The sequence below is a fragment of the Streptomyces sp. NPDC003077 genome, from assembly GCF_040611095.1.
GTDB lineage: Bacteria > Actinomycetota > Actinomycetes > Streptomycetales > Streptomycetaceae > Streptomyces.
Map to the genome: position 1 here is coordinate 1 of NZ_JBEXNM010000024.1, position 19,167 is coordinate 19,167.

Here is a 19,167-nt window from a genome sequence, read left to right on the forward strand (position 1 = left end):
CGGGGGGGGGGCGTTTTTGGGGGGGGGGGTTCTCACCCCCCCCCCCCCGCCTCTCCCCCGCGTTATACCGGCGCGGGGGGGGCCCCCACCCCCCCCGGCCCCCACGCCGACAGAAGGACGAAAAAAGCGGGCTCAGGCGGTCCTCTCCCGATCACGCCACGGCAGTTCGGCCGTGATCTGCGTCGGCCCGCCCTCGGGGGAGTGCAGGGCCAGCAGCCCGTCCACCGCGCTCAGCCGCTCGGCGAGCCCGGCCAGGCCGCTGCCGCCGTCCAGCCGCGCGCCGCCCCGCCCGTCGTCCTCGACCTGCACGAGCAGCCGCTTGCCGACCCGCCACACCTCCACGGACGCCGAGCGGGCCCCGCTGTGCTTGGAGACGTTCTGCAGCAGCTCCGAGACGGTGAAGTACGCGATGCCCTCGATGGCCGCCGCCGGCCGCTCGTCCACGTCCACCGAGACCCGGACGGGCACCGTGCACCGCCCGCCCAACGAGGTCAGCGCGGGCCCGAGCCCCCGGTCGGTGAGGATCGCCGGGTGGATACCCCGGGCCAGGTCCCGCAGCTCCTGCAACGCCAGCTTCACTTCCCCGTGGGCCTCGTCCACCATCTTGGCCGCCGCCTCGGGGTCCTCCAGCAGCTTCTCCTTTGCCAGGCCCAGCCCCATCGCCAGTGCGACCAGCCGCGCCTGCGCGCCGTCGTGCAGGTCGCGCTCGATGCGGCGCAGGTCGGCGGCGGCGGTGTCGGTGACGATCGCCCGGTCCGACTCCAGCTCGGCGATCCGCCGCTCCAGCTCGTCCGACGGGCACAGCAGCCCGCGCACCATCATCCGGTCCACGTTCGCCAGCCCCCGGGCGATCCACGGCACCAGCGGCCACAGCCCGACCAGCGAGACGAGCGTGACGGAGAAGGTGAGGACGGCCCACGGCAACCGGATGAACATGTAGAGCGCGTGCCGCCACCCGACCGGATCCTTCAGGCCGGCCCACACCCTCGCCAGGAACCCGGGCTCCGCTGCCCGCAGCGGGCTCGGCTCGTCCACGTGCACGCCCAGCAGCCTCCGCGCGCGGGCGCGTTCGAACTTCCCGTACTGACGGCACGCCATCAGCCCGCTCGCCAGCAACGGCAGCCCGATGACGGTGACCGCCATCCCCATGCCCGCGACCAGCCAGACCAGCAGCACCATGAAGGCGACGACGTTCACCGGAAAGTTGCCCAGCAGGTGCGTGATCTCTTTGGCCGTCACGCCGTCGAACACGGGCCGGGGTGGCGGCAGCCGTTCCTCGCCGTGCGGGTCGTCATCAGCGTCGCCGCCGTACGCGGGCGCGTGCGCCCCCTGAAGGGCACCCCCACCTGCGGCGAAATCGGAACGTGCGGTCATACCCCCAGCTTGCCGGGTCGCCCCGCCGGTCGGCCATGGGGTGGGTCGGTCACCTGGGGTGGGGTTTGCCCTACCGGGCGGCTCGCTTCGCCTCCCGGGCCCGGAGCGTCCCGCAACTCGAACCAGACCCGCTTGCCGGTCGGCTCCAACCCGCCGTGCCAGGTGATCCCCCACGCGTGCGCGCACTCTTGGACGAGCATCAGCCCGCGCCCGCCCTCCGCGTGCGGGTCCGGATGACGAGGGCCACCGGGTGGGGGTGTCCGGGGGTGGGCTCGTGGCGCCCGGTCTTCTACGGAGATCAGCACCCACTCCGGATGCACGGTGGCGACAAGCTGCAACTTTGCCACGTCGGTATGCAGGTGCACGTTCGTCACCACCTCGGAGACGAGCAACCGCGCCGGATCGGCCAGCCCGTCGTGCCCGGTGGCCCGCATCAGGGAGGCCACCATGTCGCGGGCGACCTTGGCGGCGTGGGCGTTGTTGGGGCGTCGAGGTGGTAGGTGGACGTACCGGGGGGCAACTTGGGCATGGCTGGGCTCCTTTGGAGGTGAGGCGCGTTCCTTCGGGGTGGGGAGCTGGGCGTTCGTGCGACGGCGCGGTGATGGCTTACTGTCGCCCTGCGGTCACTTACCGTAAGGCTGGATGAAGCACTTGTGATTCACCTGCTGGAAAAAGTGACCCTTCGTGTGGTGCTTCGTATGACCGTGCGACAACGACGGCCCGAACCGAGGGGGCGGAAAAGATGCCGGCCAGAGCAATGCCCACGGCGCGGCAGCGCAGGCTCGGTACCGAGGTGCGCAAGATGCGCGAGCGCGCAGGCATGACGGTGGGGCAAGGTGCCGAGATCCTGGGCGTGGGACGCACATTGATCAGCAACTCGGAAGCCGGCCGCATCGGCCTGAGCCCGGAACGCGTAAGAACCTTCGCCGAGATCTACGAGTGCCGCGACACGCGGTACGTCGACGCCCTCGCGGACATGGCGGGCGAGCGCGGATCCGGATGGTGGGAGGAATACCGGGGAAAACTGCGAGCAGGCGCGTTGGACCTGGCGGAGCTGGAACATCACGCGGTAGGGATTCGGGCGGTCCAGATCATGCATGTGGCAGGACTGTTGCAAACCGAGGCGTACGCCAGGGCAGTGATGCTGACCGCCGTACCGGATCTGGAACCCGCCCAACTGCGGCGCAGGCTTTCCTATCGGATGAGGCGGCGCGACGTGCTGGATCGCGAAAACCCGCCCGAGTGCACATTCATCCTCCATGAAGCCGCACTCCGCATGGAATTCGGCGGCAGGCAAGTGCTACGCGATCAACTGGAGCACCTTCTCGAAGAGTCGGAGCGGCCGAACGTCGTGGTGCGGGTGGTGCCTTTTGCCGCAGGCGGGATTCCGGCTACCGGCCTTGCCATGCAATACGTCAAGGGGCCGGTGCCGCGACTGGACACCGTTCAACTGGGCCTTGTGGAGCCCTCCATGCTCGACGCGGAGTCGGTGCTCGCCAAACACCGAGATGCTTTGGACAAGACAGAAGCACAGTCACTGGAGCCCGTACCCACCCGAGATTACGTGCGATCGGTCGTTCGTGACCTGTGAGAGGTGAATCAAGCATGTACTGGCAGAAGTCTTCGTACTCGACAGATGCCGAAGAGGCTGCCTGCGTCGAGATATGTGCTGTGGACGGCGCTGTCCACGTGCGTGAGGGCGATGTGCCGGAGGCGCAACTTCGACTCGGATCGGCAGCCATCGCTGCTTTCCTCCGCGCCACGAAGGCAGATCGCTTCGTGCGCTGACAAGGATGCCGCCTTGTGCCGTGTGGCCCCGGCACGAGCGGCGTACTGGTGACCCTGCTTCAACAAATTCCGGAAACCGGTGTTAACGCGGGTTGCGTCAATGATGCCTATGTAGCACGGAGACCCCTCATTTCGCTTGCGCCATGAGCTGACGCAGTGTTCGATTCGCACAGTGAACGATCAGCAGATACCTCCCCACGCATCCCCTTACGCCCAGCCCCATCACTATGCGGCCCACATGCCGCCGCCCTCCTACCCGTATCCGATGCCGCACCCCGCCGGCCCGCCCGAGTGGATGCTCGCCGACCAGGGTGCGCGGTTGGGGGCTCGGCTCATGGACGTGGTCTTCGTGTTTCTCGGCATGGGGATTGTGGGCGGGGCGGTGTCCCTGGTAGGCGCGCTGACAGCGGACGGAGCCGCTCAGAATGTCATCAGCGGCGTGCTCGGCTTCATCGGCGCGGCGGCGTGGCTTCTCTACGAGCCCGTCATGAATGGGTTGTTCGGCGGCACCTTCGGCAAGCGGATCTGCGGTCTGCGCGTGGTCCGCCTCTCGGATGGCGCGGCGGTTTCGTTCTGGCGTGCCCTCGGGCGCTGGGCGATCATGTGGCCCATGGCAATGGTGCCGTTCCTGGGAATCCTGAACGCGCTCTGGTGCTGCTGGGACAAGCCGTACCGGCAGTGCCTGCACGACAAGGTGGCGGGCACGGTGGTGGTGAAGCGCGATATGTGGCGGGGCGTCGGCTGAGCGGTACTCCTGGTCTGTTCTTCCATCCGGTAGCCGTATGGGCAGATTGCCGACGGATGAAGCCCTTGGTGTCCTTGATCGCCCGGGAACCGACGGCGTTGTCAGTGGTGTCTGATAGACCTGTGGTGTTCCTGTCGCGGCGTCATCAATGATGTTGCCGATACAGCCGTGGCACCGGTTGGGTGGACAGGGCACACGCGAGTACATGAATGCCGAACGCGCACGCCGGGGGAAGGCATGCGCGAAGGGGGAGGTTGAGCAACGGTGGGCCTGAAGTTCGACATGGGCAGCCAGACGCTGTCGACGCTTTCCGGCCAGACTCAGGGGTCGTCGGAGGACCTGGGCGCCCTGGTGAAGCAGTTGGTCGTCGCGGCGCAGCCGCTGGAGGGCAAGTTCAACGGCCAGGGCAAGGCGGCCTTCGACAATTTCAAGCGAAATTCGGACGAGATCGCGGCATCCCTGAACAGCGCGCTCCGATCCATTCTGGGCGGTCAGAAGGGCATGGACCAGTCCTTCATCGCCGGTGAGCAGGAAGCCGCGGACAACGCCCGGCAGTCGATGGCGTCGGCGAATTTCGACGCGGCCCGCTTCTCCGGCCGCTGATCGGCATACGAGGAAGCGGCTGACGTACCGGCTCACAGAACGAATACCCTCCCGCGCGCAATGCCGCGGGAAGGCCACACGGGGAGGACACACACAACATGACGGCTGGCATGGACCGGCGAAGCTATGACACGGGAGCTTCCGCCGAGGCGCAGTCCAACATCCAATCGGTGATCGCACGCCTTGAGTCCCTCATCGGCGAACGGGACCGCCAGGTGAAGGCGGCGATGGCCGACTTCACCGCCGACGGTGTCTCGGAGCAGTACCAGGCGGTGGAACAGCGCTGGAACCGTTCCGCGAGTGAGGTGCGCTCGATCATCCACCTGCTGCGCTCGACGCTGGAGAAGAACGACGGCACGGCACAGACGACGCTCCAGCGCGCCAAGGCCGCGGTCGACGGCATCGGCTGACCGGCGCGGCACCTGGCTACGAATGCTGCGGGGACGTGGCTGGCGCATGCGCATGTGCGAGGTAACGGGGGAGCTTGATCGGTGATCTGGGGGATACGGGGATGACGAGTTGGGACATCACGCCATCGGGCGTGCACGGGGTGCTGAACAAGACCCGCGGTACGGCGGGTGATCTCGCGAACAAGATCTCTACGTACACGGGCGACTTGGCCTCGGCCGCGAGTGCTGCCGGCACGCTGTCGTTCGGCGGCAAGGCGAAGTCTGCCGCGCAGGGCGAGGGCGCTTCGGGCGGGCCGGTGGGCGCGGCACTGGCCGAATTCTCCGAAAAGACCCAGAACGATCTCGTCTTCCTCGTGGCACGCGCGATGAAATCGGTTTCCGGGGCGACAGACGCCACCCTGGCCTACATCCAGGGTGACACGGAGATGGCAGCGAATTCGCAGCACACTGCTCTGGGAGCGCCCGATCTGAAGAAGTTCGCCGCGGAGGCCGAGCGGTTGAACGGTGATGGCGGGAAGCAGGGGGGTAAATGAACGCCAACCTGATAGACCCTACCGGCATCCCCACCTACACGGGGAACATCGACGAACTGGAGAAGAAGGCCGCCGACCTGAAGAAGGACGCCGAGGCCATTCGCGATGGTGGCGCGGATATCCACTCGGATTTCCAGGGTCTGCGTGCCTTCTACCAGGCGCCCGAAGCCGAGCAGCTTTTCGCCACGACGAAGCCGGTGGCCGACAAGGCGGACGCCTTCGCAGGCGATCTGGAGAAGGTCGCCTCGGCTCTGGACGGTTTCGCCGCCGAGATCCGTCCCCTGGTGGAGAAACTCGACGATCTGAAGCAGCAGGCAGCCGCCTTCATCGCCGAGGACGTCAAGACGGACGAGGACTGGCAGTACGACGACGACAAGGTGGCCAAGAACAACGACCTGTGGCAGGACGTCACCACGACGGCCGACGCGTTCTGGGCCGCCGAACGGGCCGCTGCCAACAAGATCACCGCGCTGGTCGGCGGTACGCACTGGGTCGTGGACGACGGCACGCACAAGCCCAACGCTTACAGGTTCTCCGCCGAGGACATGAAACGGGCGGGGGCAGCGCCTTGGGGAAAGCCCGTCGAAGAAGAGCACCATTGGTATGAGATCGGCCACTGGGTCAAGAAGACCGTGTGGAACGGGCTGATTGTCGATTTCATCGGCAAGGGCATAGTTCAGGACGGGATTGTCGGCACCGCCGATGGCCTGCTCACCCTGTTCGGTGGCCATGGCGGTGAGCGGGCGAAGGCAGCGTGGAACGGACTGGGCAATGTGTTCAGCGGCCTCGCTCAGTACACCATTTGGCCGTTCGAATGGCTCCTTTCCCGCACCGTCGGCGGGACCAACGGGGACAACGAGCAGAAGGCGGCGTTCCGCCAGGTTCTCAGGGGCTTTGTGGCCTGGGACCAGTGGCAAGAGAACCCCGCCCGAGCGGCGGGCGGCGCCGCCTTCAACGTTGTGACCACCTTCTTCTCCGGGGGAACGGCCACGGCCACGCGAACCGGAGCGGGAGCGGCTGCCAAGGCGGCGAAACTGGCGGACGCGGTCGGCAAGATCGGCCGGGCGATCGACCCAGTGGCGCAGGGCTCCAAACTGGCCGGTGCGGCTGTCAAGGCCGGCAAGATCGACCAAATGGTGAGCTCGGCCTTGCAGTCCACCAAGGCGTCCACCGCCCTGGAAAAGCTGCGCAACGCTTTCACTGTCACGGCCACCACCACTCCGTCCGGCGCCACCCACCTTCCGGACGGCCGTGCACTGAATGTGCACGGGCCCGTGCCGGAACTCCCGCCGGGAAAGACGGCGGTGGAGGTGTCGCAGAGCACAGGAGGCGTTCCGGCACACTCGGTCAAGTACGGGGATGACGAGTTCCTGACGCCGGACGGCCGGGTTGTCGATGGGAACGGGGCTCCGCGCAAGGGGTCCGCGGCGATGGTTGAGCTCTCCGAAGCCGACCGGGCTGTATTGGGAAATGCCCATTCGCCGGCGACTCGTGAGCACGCCACTGTATCGGTTGGGCATCAAGCGTCGGTCATCGGAGATAGCCAGCATGGCTCGTCCGGAATGCGCCCGGACTCCGGGAGCGTGCCCACTGGCCATGGTGATTCCGCCAGAATGGAACACCGCGGGGGTGGACAGCCGCAGGTTGGCAATTCACCTTCGGGCACCGTCCCCACGCACCATGGTGGACACGGGGGTCAATCACACAATGGGAGTGGGGGTTCGGCGGACGCTCACAGCGATGGGCGGTCGACGCAGACAGCCCACAACCCGCATGGTGGTGCCGATACATCTCATGACCACAGCCCTGATGACACTGGCTTCTCTGACGATCTGCCGCACGGTCCTGAGGAGAACGGTGCTGCTGGTGCCGCTGTTGAGGACCAGGGCGATCACTGGACGCCGATGGACCCGAAGGTCGTCGAGGAGCGGATTGCACAGCTGGAGAGTGAAGGCCATGCTCCTGGCCGCCATCTCCATCCGAGTGATGATGCGCTGAAGCGGCGCCTGGGTACGCCGATGACCGACCAGGACGGCAACCTGAAGATTTACAGTCCTGCCTCTGAAAACGTCGGACATGTGAAATCAGAAAACAATATTGACCCGTTGACGGGGACGACGGTTGACGGGGCTAACGGAAGGGTGCACAGAGTGGGCGGATGTGCGACCCGTTTCGATAGTGCCGAAGACATGGTGAGGGCGGACGCCTTTTTCAGAGATTACATCGCCAGGAGCGGAAGGGTTCCTACTGAGTCGTTCCCGATTTCTGACATCCTGGGCCCTGGTGGCCATGAGCGGCTGACTGGATTCTACAGAGATCCTTTGCATCCTGATGAATTCCTGCCGATAGACTTCCGTGGCGGAAGTATTAAGGCGATCTATCGGGAGGTGGACGGTGAGTACAAGCTCATTACCATGTACGCTAACCATGCTCCTGGACGTCACCCTTGAGAGGGATGCAAAATGAACGATACATTTAAAGGCTTCATCAAGACGTATCTAGACATTGATGTGGCTTACTATCCGGACCTGCGCCTGAAGGAAACGCTGCATTCATGCGACGATGAATTCGTTGATGCTGTCCGGAGTGGATTTAAGGATCTGCTTCGGTCGCGCAGCCTGTCTCCATATGATTGGGAGGGGCTGACCATGATCGAATTTGAGGATGAAGATGCCCTGTATGACTACCTGAACCGGATGTACGCATACCTCTTCTTGGGTTCGGAAGATCAGCCATTTCCCCCTGAGTGAGGTGGCCCGGCGGTCCTCAAGGGAGGCTCGTCGGGCCTTGCCACCTAAACCTCGGAGTTTGGGAACACGTGATGACCGGGGGAGCGTGCCATCGTCCGATGTTGCCTGCGCGTCGGCGCAATGCCGAGTAACGCCTCACTGGGGTGAGGGACCATGCCGGAGCCGTCTGGGTTCCTTCGATCCTGCCTGGTCGCACCGTCACGATTGAGGCCCCGTAAAGTACCCCCACAAAGACCCGGGGAGGAACACAACCGATGGCGCGGGACTACGACAGTCAGTTGCTGGAGTCGGTTTCCGTGCGGCGTCGGAGGTTGCGGGACGCGTTGCTGTTCGGGGAGCAGCGGGCGCGGCGGAGTCTGGACGAGAACGTCGGGAAGATCTTCGGGAGTGTTGCCCTGGCGGCCGTGGTCTGCGCCGGGTGTGTGGGGTGGTCGTTCGTGTCGGAGAAGCTGGCGCATGACGGAAGTGCGCCCGGCGGGCGACCGGGTGTGAGTGCGGGGGCCACGTCGGCATGGTGAGGACGGAAGCCGGGCGGCGCATGGCGCTGAGCCGGGTGACGCTGGTGGGGCGGCGACGGCGGGTCGACATGGTGCTGCCGGCGCATGAGCCCGTCGGCGCGTTGCTGCCCGAGATCCTGCGGCTGCTCGGTGACGAGGTGGAGAAGAAGCCGTCGTTGCGTCGGCTGGTGACGTCCGACGGGACGGTGCTGGCGCAGGACGAGACGCTTGCTTCCGCGAACGTCGTCGACGGAGCCGTGCTGCGCCTGGTGCGGGAACAGGAGACGCCGGCCGCGCCCGTCGTGCACGACGTCACCGACGAGGTCGCGGACGACCTCGACGTCCGCGGGTGGCGGTGGGGCGAACGCAGCCGGTCGTGGTCCGCGGTCGCGGGCGGCGTACTGCTGGCGGTGGTCGCCGGGGTGTGCGCGGGGTGGTGGTACGGGCACGACCGTGCCGCTGTCTGGTGCGGCGTGGCGGCGCTGATCGCCGCCGCGGCCGGTGCCGTGGTCGGTTTCCTGTGGCGCGGGAAGAGGCTGGGAACGGCGCTGCTCCTGGTGGGTGGCGCGCTGGGTGTACTCGGGTCCTGGGACGCCACCGGGGACGGACGGGCACGCCTGGCTGCCGTAGGGCTGACCGTGGCCGTCGTGCTCGCGCTGCTCGGGTTCCTCACGGAGCTGGGGCGGGGCGGTCTCATCGGTGCCGGGGCCGTCGTCGTCGCGGTCGGCGTCTGGGAGCTGGGGCTGGCGCTGACCAGCCCGGCGCGCACGGGTGTCGCGGTGGGCGTCGTCTCCGTACTGGTGCTGGGCTATCTGCCGCGGCTCGCGATGATGTCGGCCGGGCTGACCCGCTTGGACGACCGGCGATCAGGCGGCACGCCCGTCAGCCGTCACAAGGTGGCCACCGCGCTGGGCGCGACGCACCGGGGCCTGGCGCTGGCCACCGTCACGGCGGCGGCGTCGGCGGGAGCGGCCGGGGTGCTCGCGCTGAGTGGTGCGGAAGGCCCGGGCGGCGCGGCCGGTGGCTGGCCGGTGGGAGTGGCCGTGCTGCTGTGCGTGGTCCTGTTCTCGCGGGCGCGTGCCTATCCGCTGGCCGTGGAGGTCCTGGCGCTGCTGGCGGCCGGTACGGCGGTGGCCGTGCGGCTCGTCCTGTCGTGGGAGTCCGGGGCCGGGAACCGGGCGGGCGCGTTGGGCGTGTTGTGCTTGCTGGCCGCGCTGCCGCTGGTGGCGCTCGCGGTACGGCCACCGGAGCATGTGCGGGTGCGGCTGAGCCGGCTGATGAATCTTGTCGAGTCGGTGGGCGTGGTGGTGCTGATCCCCGTCGCCTTGGGCGCCTTCGGGGTGTACGGCCGCCTGCTGCACACGTTCTGAGGCGGCGCGGTGGGCACCGGTCCGGGGTGGAGGAGCGGGCCCGGACCGGGCAGGCCGGACGTACGGACGGAAAGGACGAGGCGGAGACGACATGGCGGGAGAGCCGGGGCGGGACGAGCCGTCCGGACAGCCGGGTGACTGGCAGCGGGACCTGCTGCGGGACCTGGGCGGGCTCGCCGTCCCGCCGGTGCCCCCGGTGCCGGAACAGGCTTCGGAGTCCGTGCCGACGGCGGGCCGGGAAGCGGGGAATGGATGGGGGCCGGTGGCGGGGCGCGCTTCGGCGGCCGAGCAGGGTTCTGCGGACGGTAACGCTCTCGGTACATGGTCCGGGGCCGTGCCGCCGGGAGCCGGGCTGCCGTCGGTCGGCTCGGTGCCCTCGCCGACGGCGTCGTCCGCGCCCGGTGTTCGTCCGGACATCCCCGGAACCACCGAGCCCGTGCCGGATTCGTCCGCGTCCGGAACCGGCCACGGGAACGCCTCTGCGGGCAGCCCCATGCCTCCGCTCGCCCCGCAGGCGAACGCCGTAGGCGCGGACGCCCCGGCGGGCACCACCCTGCCGCCCGTCCCCGGGCCGTACGCGTCCCCGCCGGCCCCCCACCCCGCGTACGCGGCTCCGGCCGAGCCCTCTCGCGCCCCGACCCCCGTCTCCGTACCCCTGCTGCCGGCGGATCTGGCGGGTGTACGAGTCAAGCCGCGGCACGGCGAGTCCGTCACCCGGCGGGCGGGGCGGATGCTGCGGCGGGTGTTCGCGTCCTCCGCCGCGGCCGAGACGGAGGCCGTCACGCGTGCCGCGCGCGCCATCCAGCAGCCGGTGACCACGGGGCGGCAGATCGCCGTGTCCAGCATCCGTGGCGGGGCGGGCAAGTCCACCGTCGCCGCGCTGCTGGCCCTGACGTACGCGCACTACCGCACCGATCCGGTGCTCGCGGTGGAGGCCGATCCGGCGCTGGGCACCCTGCCGCACCGGCTGGGTGCACGGGAGGTGCGCTGGTCGGGCACCGACCTGGCGCGGATCGTGGACCCGTCCATGCAGATCACCGACCTGACCGGGTATCTGCTGCCGTTCGCGGGTGGTGGCTGGCTGCTGCCCGGCAGCCAGGGAGCCATCGGCGCCCGGCTGGACATCGAGAGCTACCGCGTCGTGATGACCTCGCTGCGCCGCTACTTCGCGACCACCGTCGTGGACACCGAGACGCTTCCGGCCGAGGTGGCGCGTACGGCCCTGGTGACCACCCAGGCGCGGGTGCTGGTGTCTCCGGCGACCGTGGAGGGCGTGCTGGCCACCCGGTCCGTCCTGGAGTGGATGGGCGGGGTGCATCGCGGGCTGCCGCGGACGGCGGTCGTGGTGCTGAACCAGACGTCCCCCGACACCGGCGTTGACATGCGCAAAGCCATGGGGGCCTTGGGCGTCGAGGGCCCCGCGGTGCTGCCGCTGCCGTACGACCGGCACCTGGCGGGTGGCGGCGCCGTCCGCCCCGAGTTGCTGGGCGCGTCCACGCGGGAGGCGGTGACCCGGCTCGCGGCCGAGGTGATGGACCGGGCGATGCCACGCGCCCAGGCGAGGCGGCGTACGGGCACCGGCCCAGCGGACTCGGGACCGCCGGTCTCCGGGCACGGCGGGGCCGAGGGGAACGGGGCACGGTCGCCTCGATGAGCACACGTACCATCCATCGCCCGGCCCGTACCACCCGCCCGCTCCCCGGACCCGCGGAGCGGCGGATCGAGCCGCCGCCCAACCTGCCCGAGGGCCGCACGGGTTCGGTGGCCACCGCGCTGCTGCCCATGGCGGGCGTGGTCAGTTCGGTCGTGATGATGACCGTCATCCGGAACAGCCGGTTCGCCGTGCTGGGTGCGATCGTGCTGGTCGTCGCGGTGCTCGGTGGCGTGCTGCTGTTCTTCTCGCAGCGTGGCCGGGCCCAGCGGCAGCGGCGGGCGCAGCGTGAGCGCTACCTGGAGTACCTGGAGGAGCTGAGGGAGGAGCTCAGCGCGGAGGACCGGAGCCGCCGGGATGCCGCGCGGGTGCTGGCGCCGCCGCCCGAGGCGCTGTACGACCTGGTGCGCGATCCGGCGCGGCGATGGGAACGGCGGCGCACGGACGCGGACTTCCTGGACGTGCGAGTCGGCACCGGGGCCGTTCCCGTGCGGACGCTCACGTTGGAACGGCAGGGCGGCAACGTGCTGACGCCTCCGGACGCGTTCATGCTGAACGAGGCGGCCGGTCTGCAGGAGCGTTTCACCACGGCCCCCGACATGCCGCTGACGGTCCCCCTGGACCGGGCGGGCAACGTCTCGCTGGTGGGGGAGCGCGAGGCGGTACTCCGCGCGGCACGCACGCTGGTGGTCCAGACGGCCGTCTGCCACGCGCCGGACGACGTGGCGATCGCTCTCGCCTGCCCTCCGGACCGGCTGGCGGACTGGGAGTGGGCGAAATGGCTGCCGCACGTCCTCGATCCGGAGGAGCGGGACGGCCCGGTCAGCGCCCGCCGCATCGCCCCCGGCATGGAGCCGCTGGGGGCCGCGCTCGCCGCCGAACTGCGGGAGCGCGCCGTCTACGCGACCGAGGTCCGGCGCGGACTGGCCGGACAGGACGCGCTGCGCCTGACCAAGCGGCTGCTGGTGATCAGTGACGGATACGGCGCCACCGCGCGGGAACTGCCGCGCCCGGACGACGCCGTGTCCCTGAGGGACATGGGCGTCACGGTGCTGCACCTGCTGGCGGAACGGACCGACGAGCCGGGAGAGATCGCGCTGCGCCTCTCCATGGATGGTGACGACGGCCGGGAGGTCGTCGTGGAGGACGTCCGGCCGACGCCCTCGGGCATTCCCGCCGAGCCTCTGCACGGCACCCTCGACGCCGTGACCGCCGCCGGGGCCGACGGGATCGCCCGTATGCTCGCGCCGCTGCGCCTCTCCCCGGAGTCGGCGACCGCCGGAACCCCGCTGTCGGGACCGGTGGACTTCGCGGAACTCCTCGGCGTGGCCGACCCGCGCGACGCGGACGTGCGCCGTCTGTGGCAGCCACGCGGCACCCAGGCGTTCCTGAGAGTGCCGATCGGGCTGAACGACGCCCACGAGCCGGTGCTGCTGGACCTCAAGGAATCCGCCGAACTGGGCATGGGCCCACACGGGCTGTGCGTGGGCGCGACCGGATCCGGCAAGAGCGAACTGTTGCGGACCCTGGTGCTGGCCCTGGTGACGGGCCATCCGCCCGAGGACCTGGCGATGGTGCTCGTCGACTACAAAGGTGGTGCGACCTTCGCGCCGTTCGGCGGCCTGCCGCACGTCGCGGGTGTCATCACGAACCTGGAGAACCACGCGGGACTGGTCGAACGGGTGCACACCAGCCTCGCCGGAGAGGTCCGCCGCCGTCAGCAGGTGCTCAAGGAGGCCGGTGACCTCCCGGACATATCCGCCTACCGGGCCGCGCGGGAGCACCGGCCGGAGCTGGAGCCGCTGCCGCACCTGCTCGTCGTGATCGACGAGTTCGGCGAGCTGCTCACCGCGAAACCGGACTTCATCGACCTGTTCCTGTCCATCGGCCGCATCGGCCGGTCCATCGGCGTGCACCTCCTGCTGTCCAGCCAGCGGATCGAGGGCGGCAAGCTGCGCGGACTGGACACCTACCTCTCGTACCGGCTGGGGCTGCGCACGTTCTCGCCGGAGGAGTCGCGCACCGTGCTGGATGCGCCCGACGCCTTCCACCTGCCGCCGCTGCCCGGGTTCGGCTACCTCAAGGTCGACACCAGCCACTACGAGCGCTTCAAGGCGGGGTATGTCTCCGGCCCTTATGAGGGACCACCGCTCCAGGAGGACAGCGGTGACGGCGGGACCGCGGTCCTGCCCTACCCCGCGTACAACGAACTCGCCGGTCCGGAAGAACCCGGTGGCACGGCCCCCGCTCCCGCGCGCCGCACCACCGGCCCCACCCTGCTCTCCGGCCTCGTCGACCGGCTCGCCGACGCCGCGCCCCCGGTGCGCCGGATCTGGCTCCCTCCGTTGCCGGCGGCGCTGCCGCTGGACGCCGCGGCCGGCCCCGTGGAGATGGACGGGACGCACGGGCTGCGGCTGTCCCGGCACTCCGGGCAGACGCTGCGGGTGCCCCTCGGTCTGCTGGACGACCCGGCGCGGCAGCGCCAGGACCGGTGGTCGCTGGACCTCACGGCGGCCGGCGGGCACGTCGCGGTCATCGGCGGCCCGCAGAGCGGCAAGACGACGCTGCTGCGAACCCTGATGCTCTCGCTGGCCCTCACCCACACCCCGCGGGAAGTCGGTGTCTACGGCCTCGACCTGGTCGGCGGTGGGCTCATGGCCATGGCGGGGCTGCCGCACGTCGGTGGCGTGGCGGGCCGGTCGGACCGGGAACGGGCGGCGCGGACGGTCGAAGAGGTGCGGGCCATGCTCACCGCTCGCGAGGCGCTGTTCCGGGAGGCGGGCATCGACTCCGTCGAGGAGCTGCGCCGACGGCGTGCACGGGGGGAGTTGCGGGGCGTGGCGGGCGTCGGCTCCACCGACATCGTCCTGGTGGTGGACGGGTTCGGAGAACTGCGGGAAGAGTTCGCCGAGCTGGACGACGCCGTGGCCGACCTCCTCAAGCGGGGCAGTGGCTACGGCATCCACGTCGTGGCCGGGATGCTGCGCTGGAATGACGTCCGGATCGCCGCCCAGTCGGCCTTCGGCACCAAGATCGAACTGCGGCTGAACGACCCCGGCGAGTCGACGGTCAGCCGCGCGCTCGCCGAGACCCTGGCGTCCGAGGGCCCGGGCCGAGCGCTGACCGAGCTGCCGGAGGGCAAGCTCTTCGCCCAGGTGGCGCTGCCCCGCATCGACGCCCGGGCGACGGCCGACGACTTGGGCGGGGCGGCCGAGGCCGCCGTGCGCGCGGTGCGCGGCGCGTGGAGCGGCGAGGAGGCGGCACCGGTACGCGTCCTGCCCGCGCGGCTCCCCGCGGCGCGGCTCCCGGCGGCCGGGGACGAGCCGCACCGGGTGCCGATCGGCCTCGACCAGGCCGGGCTGAATCCGGTCGTCCTCGATCTGTTCGGCCGGGACCAGCACCTGATCGTCCTCGGCGACGGCGAGTGCGGGAAGACCAACCTGCTGCGCCTGGTGGCACGCGGGCTGGTGGAGCGGTACGGGGACGAGGACCTGGTCTTCGCGGTGATGGATCCGCGGCGCGGGCTGTCCGGCGCGGTGCCGGAAGACCACCTCGGCGGGTACGCGCACAACGCGCGGCTCGCGGCGGGACTGTCCGAGGTCGTCACCCGGGAGCTGGAGAAGCGACTGCCGGACGATTCCCCGCCGTCCGGCGCACCGGTGACCGGGAAGTCCTTCGACGGGCCCCGGATCGTCGTCCTCGTCGACGACTACGACGTCCTCGCCGGTGGGGGACGGCAACCGCTGGACGCGCTGCTCCCGTACCTGCCCTCCGCCCCGGACATCGGGCTGCACGTCGTCGTCGCCCGCCGGACGGCCGGAGCGTCGCGCGCCCTGTACGAACCGTTCCTCACGGCACTGCGGGAGAGCGGCACGGCGGCTCTGGTGATGGCGGGCGACCGGGGCGAGGGCCAGCTCTTCCCCGGCGTGTACCCGGCCGCCCAACCGCGGGGACGAGGCGTGTTCGTACGACGTGGAGAGGGAGGCCGGCTCGTGCAGACGGCCCTGGCGCCGGAGACGGCGGGCGCGGAGGAGATGGGGGACGCGGACAGGACGAGGACGGTGGCCGCGACGACGGCGGCTTCCGGTGAACGGGGGAGAACCGAACGATGACCACGGACGTGATCGCGCTGACCACGCGCATGCCCGACGTGTGGAGCCTGGCGGCCGGGCTGATGGCGGGCGGCCCGGACACCCGGGTGTCCGACGGCGCCGACGGCGCGGTGATCTGTTTGTCCGATGCCCAGGGCAGGCCGCTGGCGTCCATCGAGGCGCCCGTCCTGGTGCGCACACCGGGCGAGGCGGCCCGGCTGCTCGGCCCGGAAGGCGCGGTGGCGGGCACGGGGCCCTTGTGGTGGACCGAGGTGCGCGCGGCCACCGGGACGCACGGTGGGGAGCGGCTCGCCGGCACGATAGCCACCCGTCTGGTCGCCCGGCTCGGCGGCGTGGTGTGGCCGAGCCGGGCCGCCGTCGACGCGTATGGCGAAACGGCGGCGGACGTGGTCGCGGCGGCCGGTCCCGGCACGGGGAGTCCCGCGATCGACGTGCTCACGGGCAAGGCCGCGGTGATCATCCAGGACCGCCCGGTCGTCGCCATGACGACCTGGCTCGCGGATGCCGTCAGGATGGCGGCGGAAGGGGACAGAGCGGTGCAGATCGTCACGCCACCCGGCGCGCGGCTCACGCTGCCCGTCCGCGCGACGCTGTCCGGACTGCCCCACCGCTGGGTCGTCCAGGACGGTGCCGGTGGTTACTACGACGGGCTCTCCGGGGCCGTACTGCGGTGGGACGGGGGCCCTGACGGACAGTTCGCGGCAACCGGGACGCCGGCCCCCGCGTACTTCCGGGGGACACCCGCGGAGAGGGGCCCGGACACGGCCGGGAACGGGGCGGGGGCCGGTGGCACCGGCACATCCGGTGAGGACGCCGGGCAGCAGCTCGTCCTTTCCCTGCGGACCCGGCACGACGCCGACGGCGACCTCGTCCTCGGAGGCGCGCTGGAGGACGTCTGGCAGCACCTGGCAGGAAGCCCGCCGGCCGGGTGGGGCACCGCCGAGCCGGCGGGCTCCCGGTGGTCCCGGCAGGAGCTGACCGAGTTCGTCCGCGGGCGCGCGCCGGAACCCACCTGGGTGGTCGTGGTCGGCGAGCCGGACCGGCCGGGTATCGCCACGCTGCGGGTCAGCCGGACGACCGGAGGCGTCGAGGAGGACATCACCGTGGCCTTCGGCCACCCGCCGGGCGGTGCCCTCCCTCTGGACACGCTGCCCGCGTTGGCGGAGCGCCTGGTGGCCCGGCACGAGCTGGTCTCCCTCCTGGTCCAGCGGCGCCCGGGGCGTACGGACCTGACCGTGCCACCCCGGTTCGAGGGGCCCGCCCTGCCGGTGGCCTTCGCGCTGGGCCGTGCGGACGTGAGCACGATCGGCCTTACCCGCGCACGCCGCCCACCGCTGCCCGACCGGCCGGTCCAGTTGGGTCCGGCCGCGGCGGCGGGGTTCTACTACCCGCTGGGTGACGGTGGCTGGGACGCGCTGCAGGAACTCGTCGGGCATCTCCGTCCGTCCTCCGGGCGGCACGGGCCGCGGAGCGCGGGCGCCGCCCGCCCCGATGGACCGCCGCCGCAACGCGCGCGGTGATGCCCGGGCCGGACGCGGTCATGCCTGATCCGAGTGCGTGAAGGCGACGTACGGGCCGGGGCGGATCGACGCCCGGGCCTGGGGGATGGGGTGACGCCCGGCCCGCGGGGTACGGGGTGACGCCCGGGCCCGGGGTGCGGGGTGACGCCCGGGCCCAGGTTCGGGCCGACGCCCCACCTCGGGACGGGAGCGCCCCCGCCCCGAGGTTTGGGAACGGGCCGGCGCGCCTACGCGGGAGGGGTGACGGACGCGCCTCGCCGGCCCTCAGAGTGGACGGCCGGTGATCATGAAGCGTGACCATCTGGGCGCGGAGAGTGGGGTCAAGTCAGGACAACCCCACCCATCACATGACGCGACTGCCCGATGTCTTGGCCCCAGGGCCTAGACTCCCGTCCGTACAGATCGTCGATACGGGTCGCCGGCGCGCAGGCCGGTGACGGTCGATGCCGTCGGACAAGAGCAGTCAGGGAGCGAGGGGCGGACGTGCCGGACGCGACCGTACGCACCAACGTCGCCGCGGACTATTTCCAGGGCTATTCGGTCGTCGGGCTGATCGCCGTGATCGGCGTGCTCTTCGTCGCCGTGGCCTTCGGGGCCGGTCGGCTGCTGCGGCCGGTGGTGCCGACGCCGGAGAAGCTGCTGACGTACGAATGCGGCGTGGACCCGGTCGGCGAGGGCTGGGCGCACACCCAGATCCGGTATTACGTCTACGCGTTCCTGTACGTCATCTTCGCCGTCGACTCGATCTTCCTGTTCCCCTGGGCGACGGTCTTCTCCGCGCCCGGCTTCGGCGGCGTCACGCTGGTGGAGATGTTCATCTTCCTCGGCTTCCTCGCCATCGGCCTGCTCTACGCATGGAAGAAGGGCGTCCTGGAATGGACGTGACCCCCGCCCCCGAGACCAACGGCGCGCAGCCCGCGGCCCCCAATGGCGCGCGCGGCCCCGAACTGTTGCCGGAGCCCCGGCGGCTCGGCCCGCTGGCGCGGCTGGCGCCCGAGCCCATGAAGGTCATCCTGAACTGGGGCCGCCGCTACAGCCTCTGGGTCTTCAACTTCGGGCTGGCCTGCTGCGCCATCGAGTTCATCGCCGCGTCCATGGCCCGGCACGACTTCATCCGGCTCGGCGTCATCCCGTTCGCGCCCGGCCCGCGCCAGGCCGACCTGATGATCGTCTCCGGCACGGTGACGGACAAGATGGCGCCCGCCGTCAAACGTCTGTACGAGCAGATGCCCGAGCCGAAGTACGTGATCTCCTTCGGCGCCTGCTCGAACTGCGGCGGCCCGTACTGGGACTCGTACTGCGTCACCAAGGGTGTCGATCAGATCATTCCGGTTGATGTCTATGTTCCGGGCTGTCCGCCCCGGCCCGAAGCGCTCCTCCAGGGCATTCTGAAGCTCCAGGAGAAGATCGCTCGGGAGTCGCTGGGGGAGCGGTACGGGAACGGGGACGGCCGCGCGGATGGTGTTGCCGAGGGCAATGGGGCCAATGGGTCCAACAGGTCCAATGGGGTCAACGGGGGTGCGGGGCGGCCGTCGGCCGCCGCGTTGAACAGTGGGCTGATCGCGCCCCCGCCGCCGCCCGTGGGTGACGGAGCGGAGACGCGTGGCGGCGCGCCGGAGAAGGGAGCGGGGGAGCAGTGAGCGAGCAGCCCGAGCCCAAGCCCCAGGGGCCGGCCGTCCCGCCTGCGGACGGGCCGAGCCCCGATGCGTCTTCCGGGGGCTCCGGGATGCCTGGTGCTTCCGGGGCTTCTGCAGCTCCCGGAGCTTCTGCGGCTTCCGGTGCTTCTGCTGAGAGTGCGGCGGCTGTCGACGCGT

Annotated in this window: 17 protein-coding genes; 15 read left to right on the forward strand and 2 right to left on the reverse strand. The window is 70.3% G+C overall.

The features are described from left to right. Window positions 1–132 precede the first annotated feature (132 nt). Both ABZX96_RS17975 and ABZX96_RS17980 read right to left on the reverse strand, forming a co-directional pair. A complete protein-coding gene (locus ABZX96_RS17975; protein ID WP_355545310.1) occupies window positions 133–1,374 on the reverse strand; it encodes a sensor domain-containing protein in 1,242 nt (413 codons plus the stop codon). Continuing rightward, entirely contained in the window at window positions 1,371–1,823 is a 453-nt protein-coding gene (locus tag ABZX96_RS17980; RefSeq protein WP_355545313.1) for an ATP-binding protein, read from the reverse strand. The genes ABZX96_RS17975 and ABZX96_RS17980 overlap by 4 nt, the downstream gene beginning before the upstream one ends. A gap of 293 nt (window positions 1,824–2,116) precedes the next feature. Here ABZX96_RS17980 and ABZX96_RS17985 point away from each other — a divergent pair, with 293 nt between their 5' ends. The 15 genes from ABZX96_RS17985 to ABZX96_RS18055 all read left to right on the forward strand — a co-directional run bounded on the left by ABZX96_RS17985 (window position 2,117) and on the right by ABZX96_RS18055 (window position 18,993). Then, window positions 2,117–2,965, forward strand: coding sequence for a Scr1 family TA system antitoxin-like transcriptional regulator (locus ABZX96_RS17985; protein ID WP_355545316.1), 849 nt, complete (start codon window positions 2,117–2,119; stop codon window positions 2,963–2,965). Between the two features lie 14 nt (window positions 2,966–2,979). Next, on the forward strand, window positions 2,980–3,162 hold the full coding sequence (locus tag ABZX96_RS17990) for a DUF397 domain-containing protein (RefSeq protein WP_355545319.1): 183 nt from the start codon (window positions 2,980–2,982) through the stop codon (window positions 3,160–3,162). A 172-nt stretch (window positions 3,163–3,334) separates the two neighbouring features. After that, window positions 3,335–3,907, forward strand: a complete 573-nt coding sequence (locus ABZX96_RS17995; RefSeq protein ID WP_355545322.1) for an RDD family protein — start codon at window positions 3,335–3,337, stop codon at window positions 3,905–3,907. Window positions 3,908–4,177: 270 nt separating this feature from the next. Beyond that, a complete protein-coding gene (locus ABZX96_RS18000) occupies window positions 4,178–4,510 on the forward strand; it encodes a hypothetical protein (protein WP_355545589.1) in 333 nt (110 codons plus the stop codon). 98 nt (window positions 4,511–4,608) lie between these two features. After that, on the forward strand, window positions 4,609–4,920 hold the full coding sequence (locus ABZX96_RS18005) for a pore-forming ESAT-6 family protein (protein WP_355545325.1): 312 nt from the start codon (window positions 4,609–4,611) through the stop codon (window positions 4,918–4,920). A gap of 74 nt (window positions 4,921–4,994) precedes the next feature. After that, the gene (locus tag ABZX96_RS18010; protein WP_355545328.1) at window positions 4,995–5,453 is read left to right on the forward strand and encodes a DUF6507 family protein; all 459 of its coding nucleotides are present in this window, start codon (window positions 4,995–4,997) and stop codon (window positions 5,451–5,453) included. Beyond that, window positions 5,450–7,903 (forward strand): hypothetical protein, encoded by a 2,454-nt coding sequence (locus tag ABZX96_RS18015; RefSeq protein ID WP_355545331.1) that lies wholly within the window; start codon window positions 5,450–5,452, stop codon window positions 7,901–7,903. Before ABZX96_RS18010 ends, ABZX96_RS18015 begins: the two co-directional genes overlap by 4 nt. Before the next feature lie 12 nt (window positions 7,904–7,915). Beyond that, window positions 7,916–8,203 (forward strand): hypothetical protein, encoded by a 288-nt coding sequence (locus tag ABZX96_RS18020; protein WP_355545334.1) that lies wholly within the window; start codon window positions 7,916–7,918, stop codon window positions 8,201–8,203. 254 nt (window positions 8,204–8,457) lie between these two features. Next, entirely contained in the window at window positions 8,458–8,721 is a 264-nt protein-coding gene (locus ABZX96_RS18025) for a hypothetical protein (RefSeq protein ID WP_355545337.1), read from the forward strand. Further along, window positions 8,715–10,070 (forward strand): type VII secretion integral membrane protein EccD, encoded by a 1,356-nt coding sequence (gene eccD / locus ABZX96_RS18030; RefSeq protein WP_355545340.1) that lies wholly within the window; start codon window positions 8,715–8,717, stop codon window positions 10,068–10,070. The genes ABZX96_RS18025 and eccD overlap by 7 nt, the downstream gene beginning before the upstream one ends. A 91-nt stretch (window positions 10,071–10,161) precedes the next feature. Continuing rightward, window positions 10,162–11,724 carry a hypothetical protein gene (locus ABZX96_RS18035; protein ID WP_355545343.1) on the forward strand — a complete coding sequence of 521 codons (1,563 nt, stop codon included), beginning with the start codon at window positions 10,162–10,164 and terminating at the stop codon, window positions 11,722–11,724. Continuing rightward, window positions 11,721–15,833, forward strand: a complete 4,113-nt coding sequence (eccCa, locus tag ABZX96_RS18040) for a type VII secretion protein EccCa (RefSeq protein WP_355545346.1) — start codon at window positions 11,721–11,723, stop codon at window positions 15,831–15,833. Before ABZX96_RS18035 ends, eccCa begins: the two co-directional genes overlap by 4 nt. Beyond that, window positions 15,830–17,353: a DUF6177 family protein gene (locus ABZX96_RS18045; RefSeq protein ID WP_355545349.1), complete on the forward strand. Its 1,524-nt coding sequence runs from the start codon at window positions 15,830–15,832 to the stop codon at window positions 17,351–17,353. The genes eccCa and ABZX96_RS18045 overlap by 4 nt, the downstream gene beginning before the upstream one ends. Before the next feature lie 483 nt (window positions 17,354–17,836). After that, window positions 17,837–18,238, forward strand: coding sequence for an NADH-quinone oxidoreductase subunit A (locus ABZX96_RS18050; RefSeq protein ID WP_355545352.1), 402 nt, complete (start codon window positions 17,837–17,839; stop codon window positions 18,236–18,238). Beyond that, window positions 18,229–18,993: an NADH-quinone oxidoreductase subunit B family protein gene (locus ABZX96_RS18055; RefSeq protein ID WP_355545355.1), complete on the forward strand. Its 765-nt coding sequence runs from the start codon at window positions 18,229–18,231 to the stop codon at window positions 18,991–18,993. Before ABZX96_RS18050 ends, ABZX96_RS18055 begins: the two co-directional genes overlap by 10 nt. Window positions 18,994–19,167: the final 174 nt, after the last annotated feature.

What these genes read in the sequence shown, in the direction of transcription:
- ABZX96_RS17975 (WP_355545310.1), bottom strand. Translation starts at nt 1,374, where the DNA reads ATGACCGCACGTTCCGATTTCGCCGCAGGTGGGGGTGCCCTTCAGGGG.
- ABZX96_RS17980 (WP_355545313.1), bottom strand. Translation starts at nt 1,823, where the DNA reads ATGGTGGCCTCCCTGATGCGGGCCACCGGGCACGACGGGCTGGCCGAT.
- ABZX96_RS17985 (WP_355545316.1), top strand. Translation starts at nt 2,117, where the DNA reads ATGCCGGCCAGAGCAATGCCCACGGCGCGGCAGCGCAGGCTCGGTACC.
- ABZX96_RS17990 (WP_355545319.1), top strand. Translation starts at nt 2,980, where the DNA reads ATGTACTGGCAGAAGTCTTCGTACTCGACAGATGCCGAAGAGGCTGCC.
- ABZX96_RS18005 (WP_355545325.1), top strand. Translation starts at nt 4,609, where the DNA reads ATGACGGCTGGCATGGACCGGCGAAGCTATGACACGGGAGCTTCCGCC.
- ABZX96_RS18015 (WP_355545331.1), top strand. Translation starts at nt 5,450, where the DNA reads ATGAACGCCAACCTGATAGACCCTACCGGCATCCCCACCTACACGGGG.
- ABZX96_RS18020 (WP_355545334.1), top strand. Translation starts at nt 7,916, where the DNA reads ATGAACGATACATTTAAAGGCTTCATCAAGACGTATCTAGACATTGAT.
- ABZX96_RS18025 (WP_355545337.1), top strand. Translation starts at nt 8,458, where the DNA reads ATGGCGCGGGACTACGACAGTCAGTTGCTGGAGTCGGTTTCCGTGCGG.
- eccD (WP_355545340.1), top strand. Translation starts at nt 8,715, where the DNA reads ATGGTGAGGACGGAAGCCGGGCGGCGCATGGCGCTGAGCCGGGTGACG.
- ABZX96_RS18035 (WP_355545343.1), top strand. Translation starts at nt 10,162, where the DNA reads ATGGCGGGAGAGCCGGGGCGGGACGAGCCGTCCGGACAGCCGGGTGAC.
- eccCa (WP_355545346.1), top strand. Translation starts at nt 11,721, where the DNA reads ATGAGCACACGTACCATCCATCGCCCGGCCCGTACCACCCGCCCGCTC.
- ABZX96_RS18045 (WP_355545349.1), top strand. Translation starts at nt 15,830, where the DNA reads ATGACCACGGACGTGATCGCGCTGACCACGCGCATGCCCGACGTGTGG.
- ABZX96_RS18055 (WP_355545355.1), top strand. Translation starts at nt 18,229, where the DNA reads ATGGACGTGACCCCCGCCCCCGAGACCAACGGCGCGCAGCCCGCGGCC.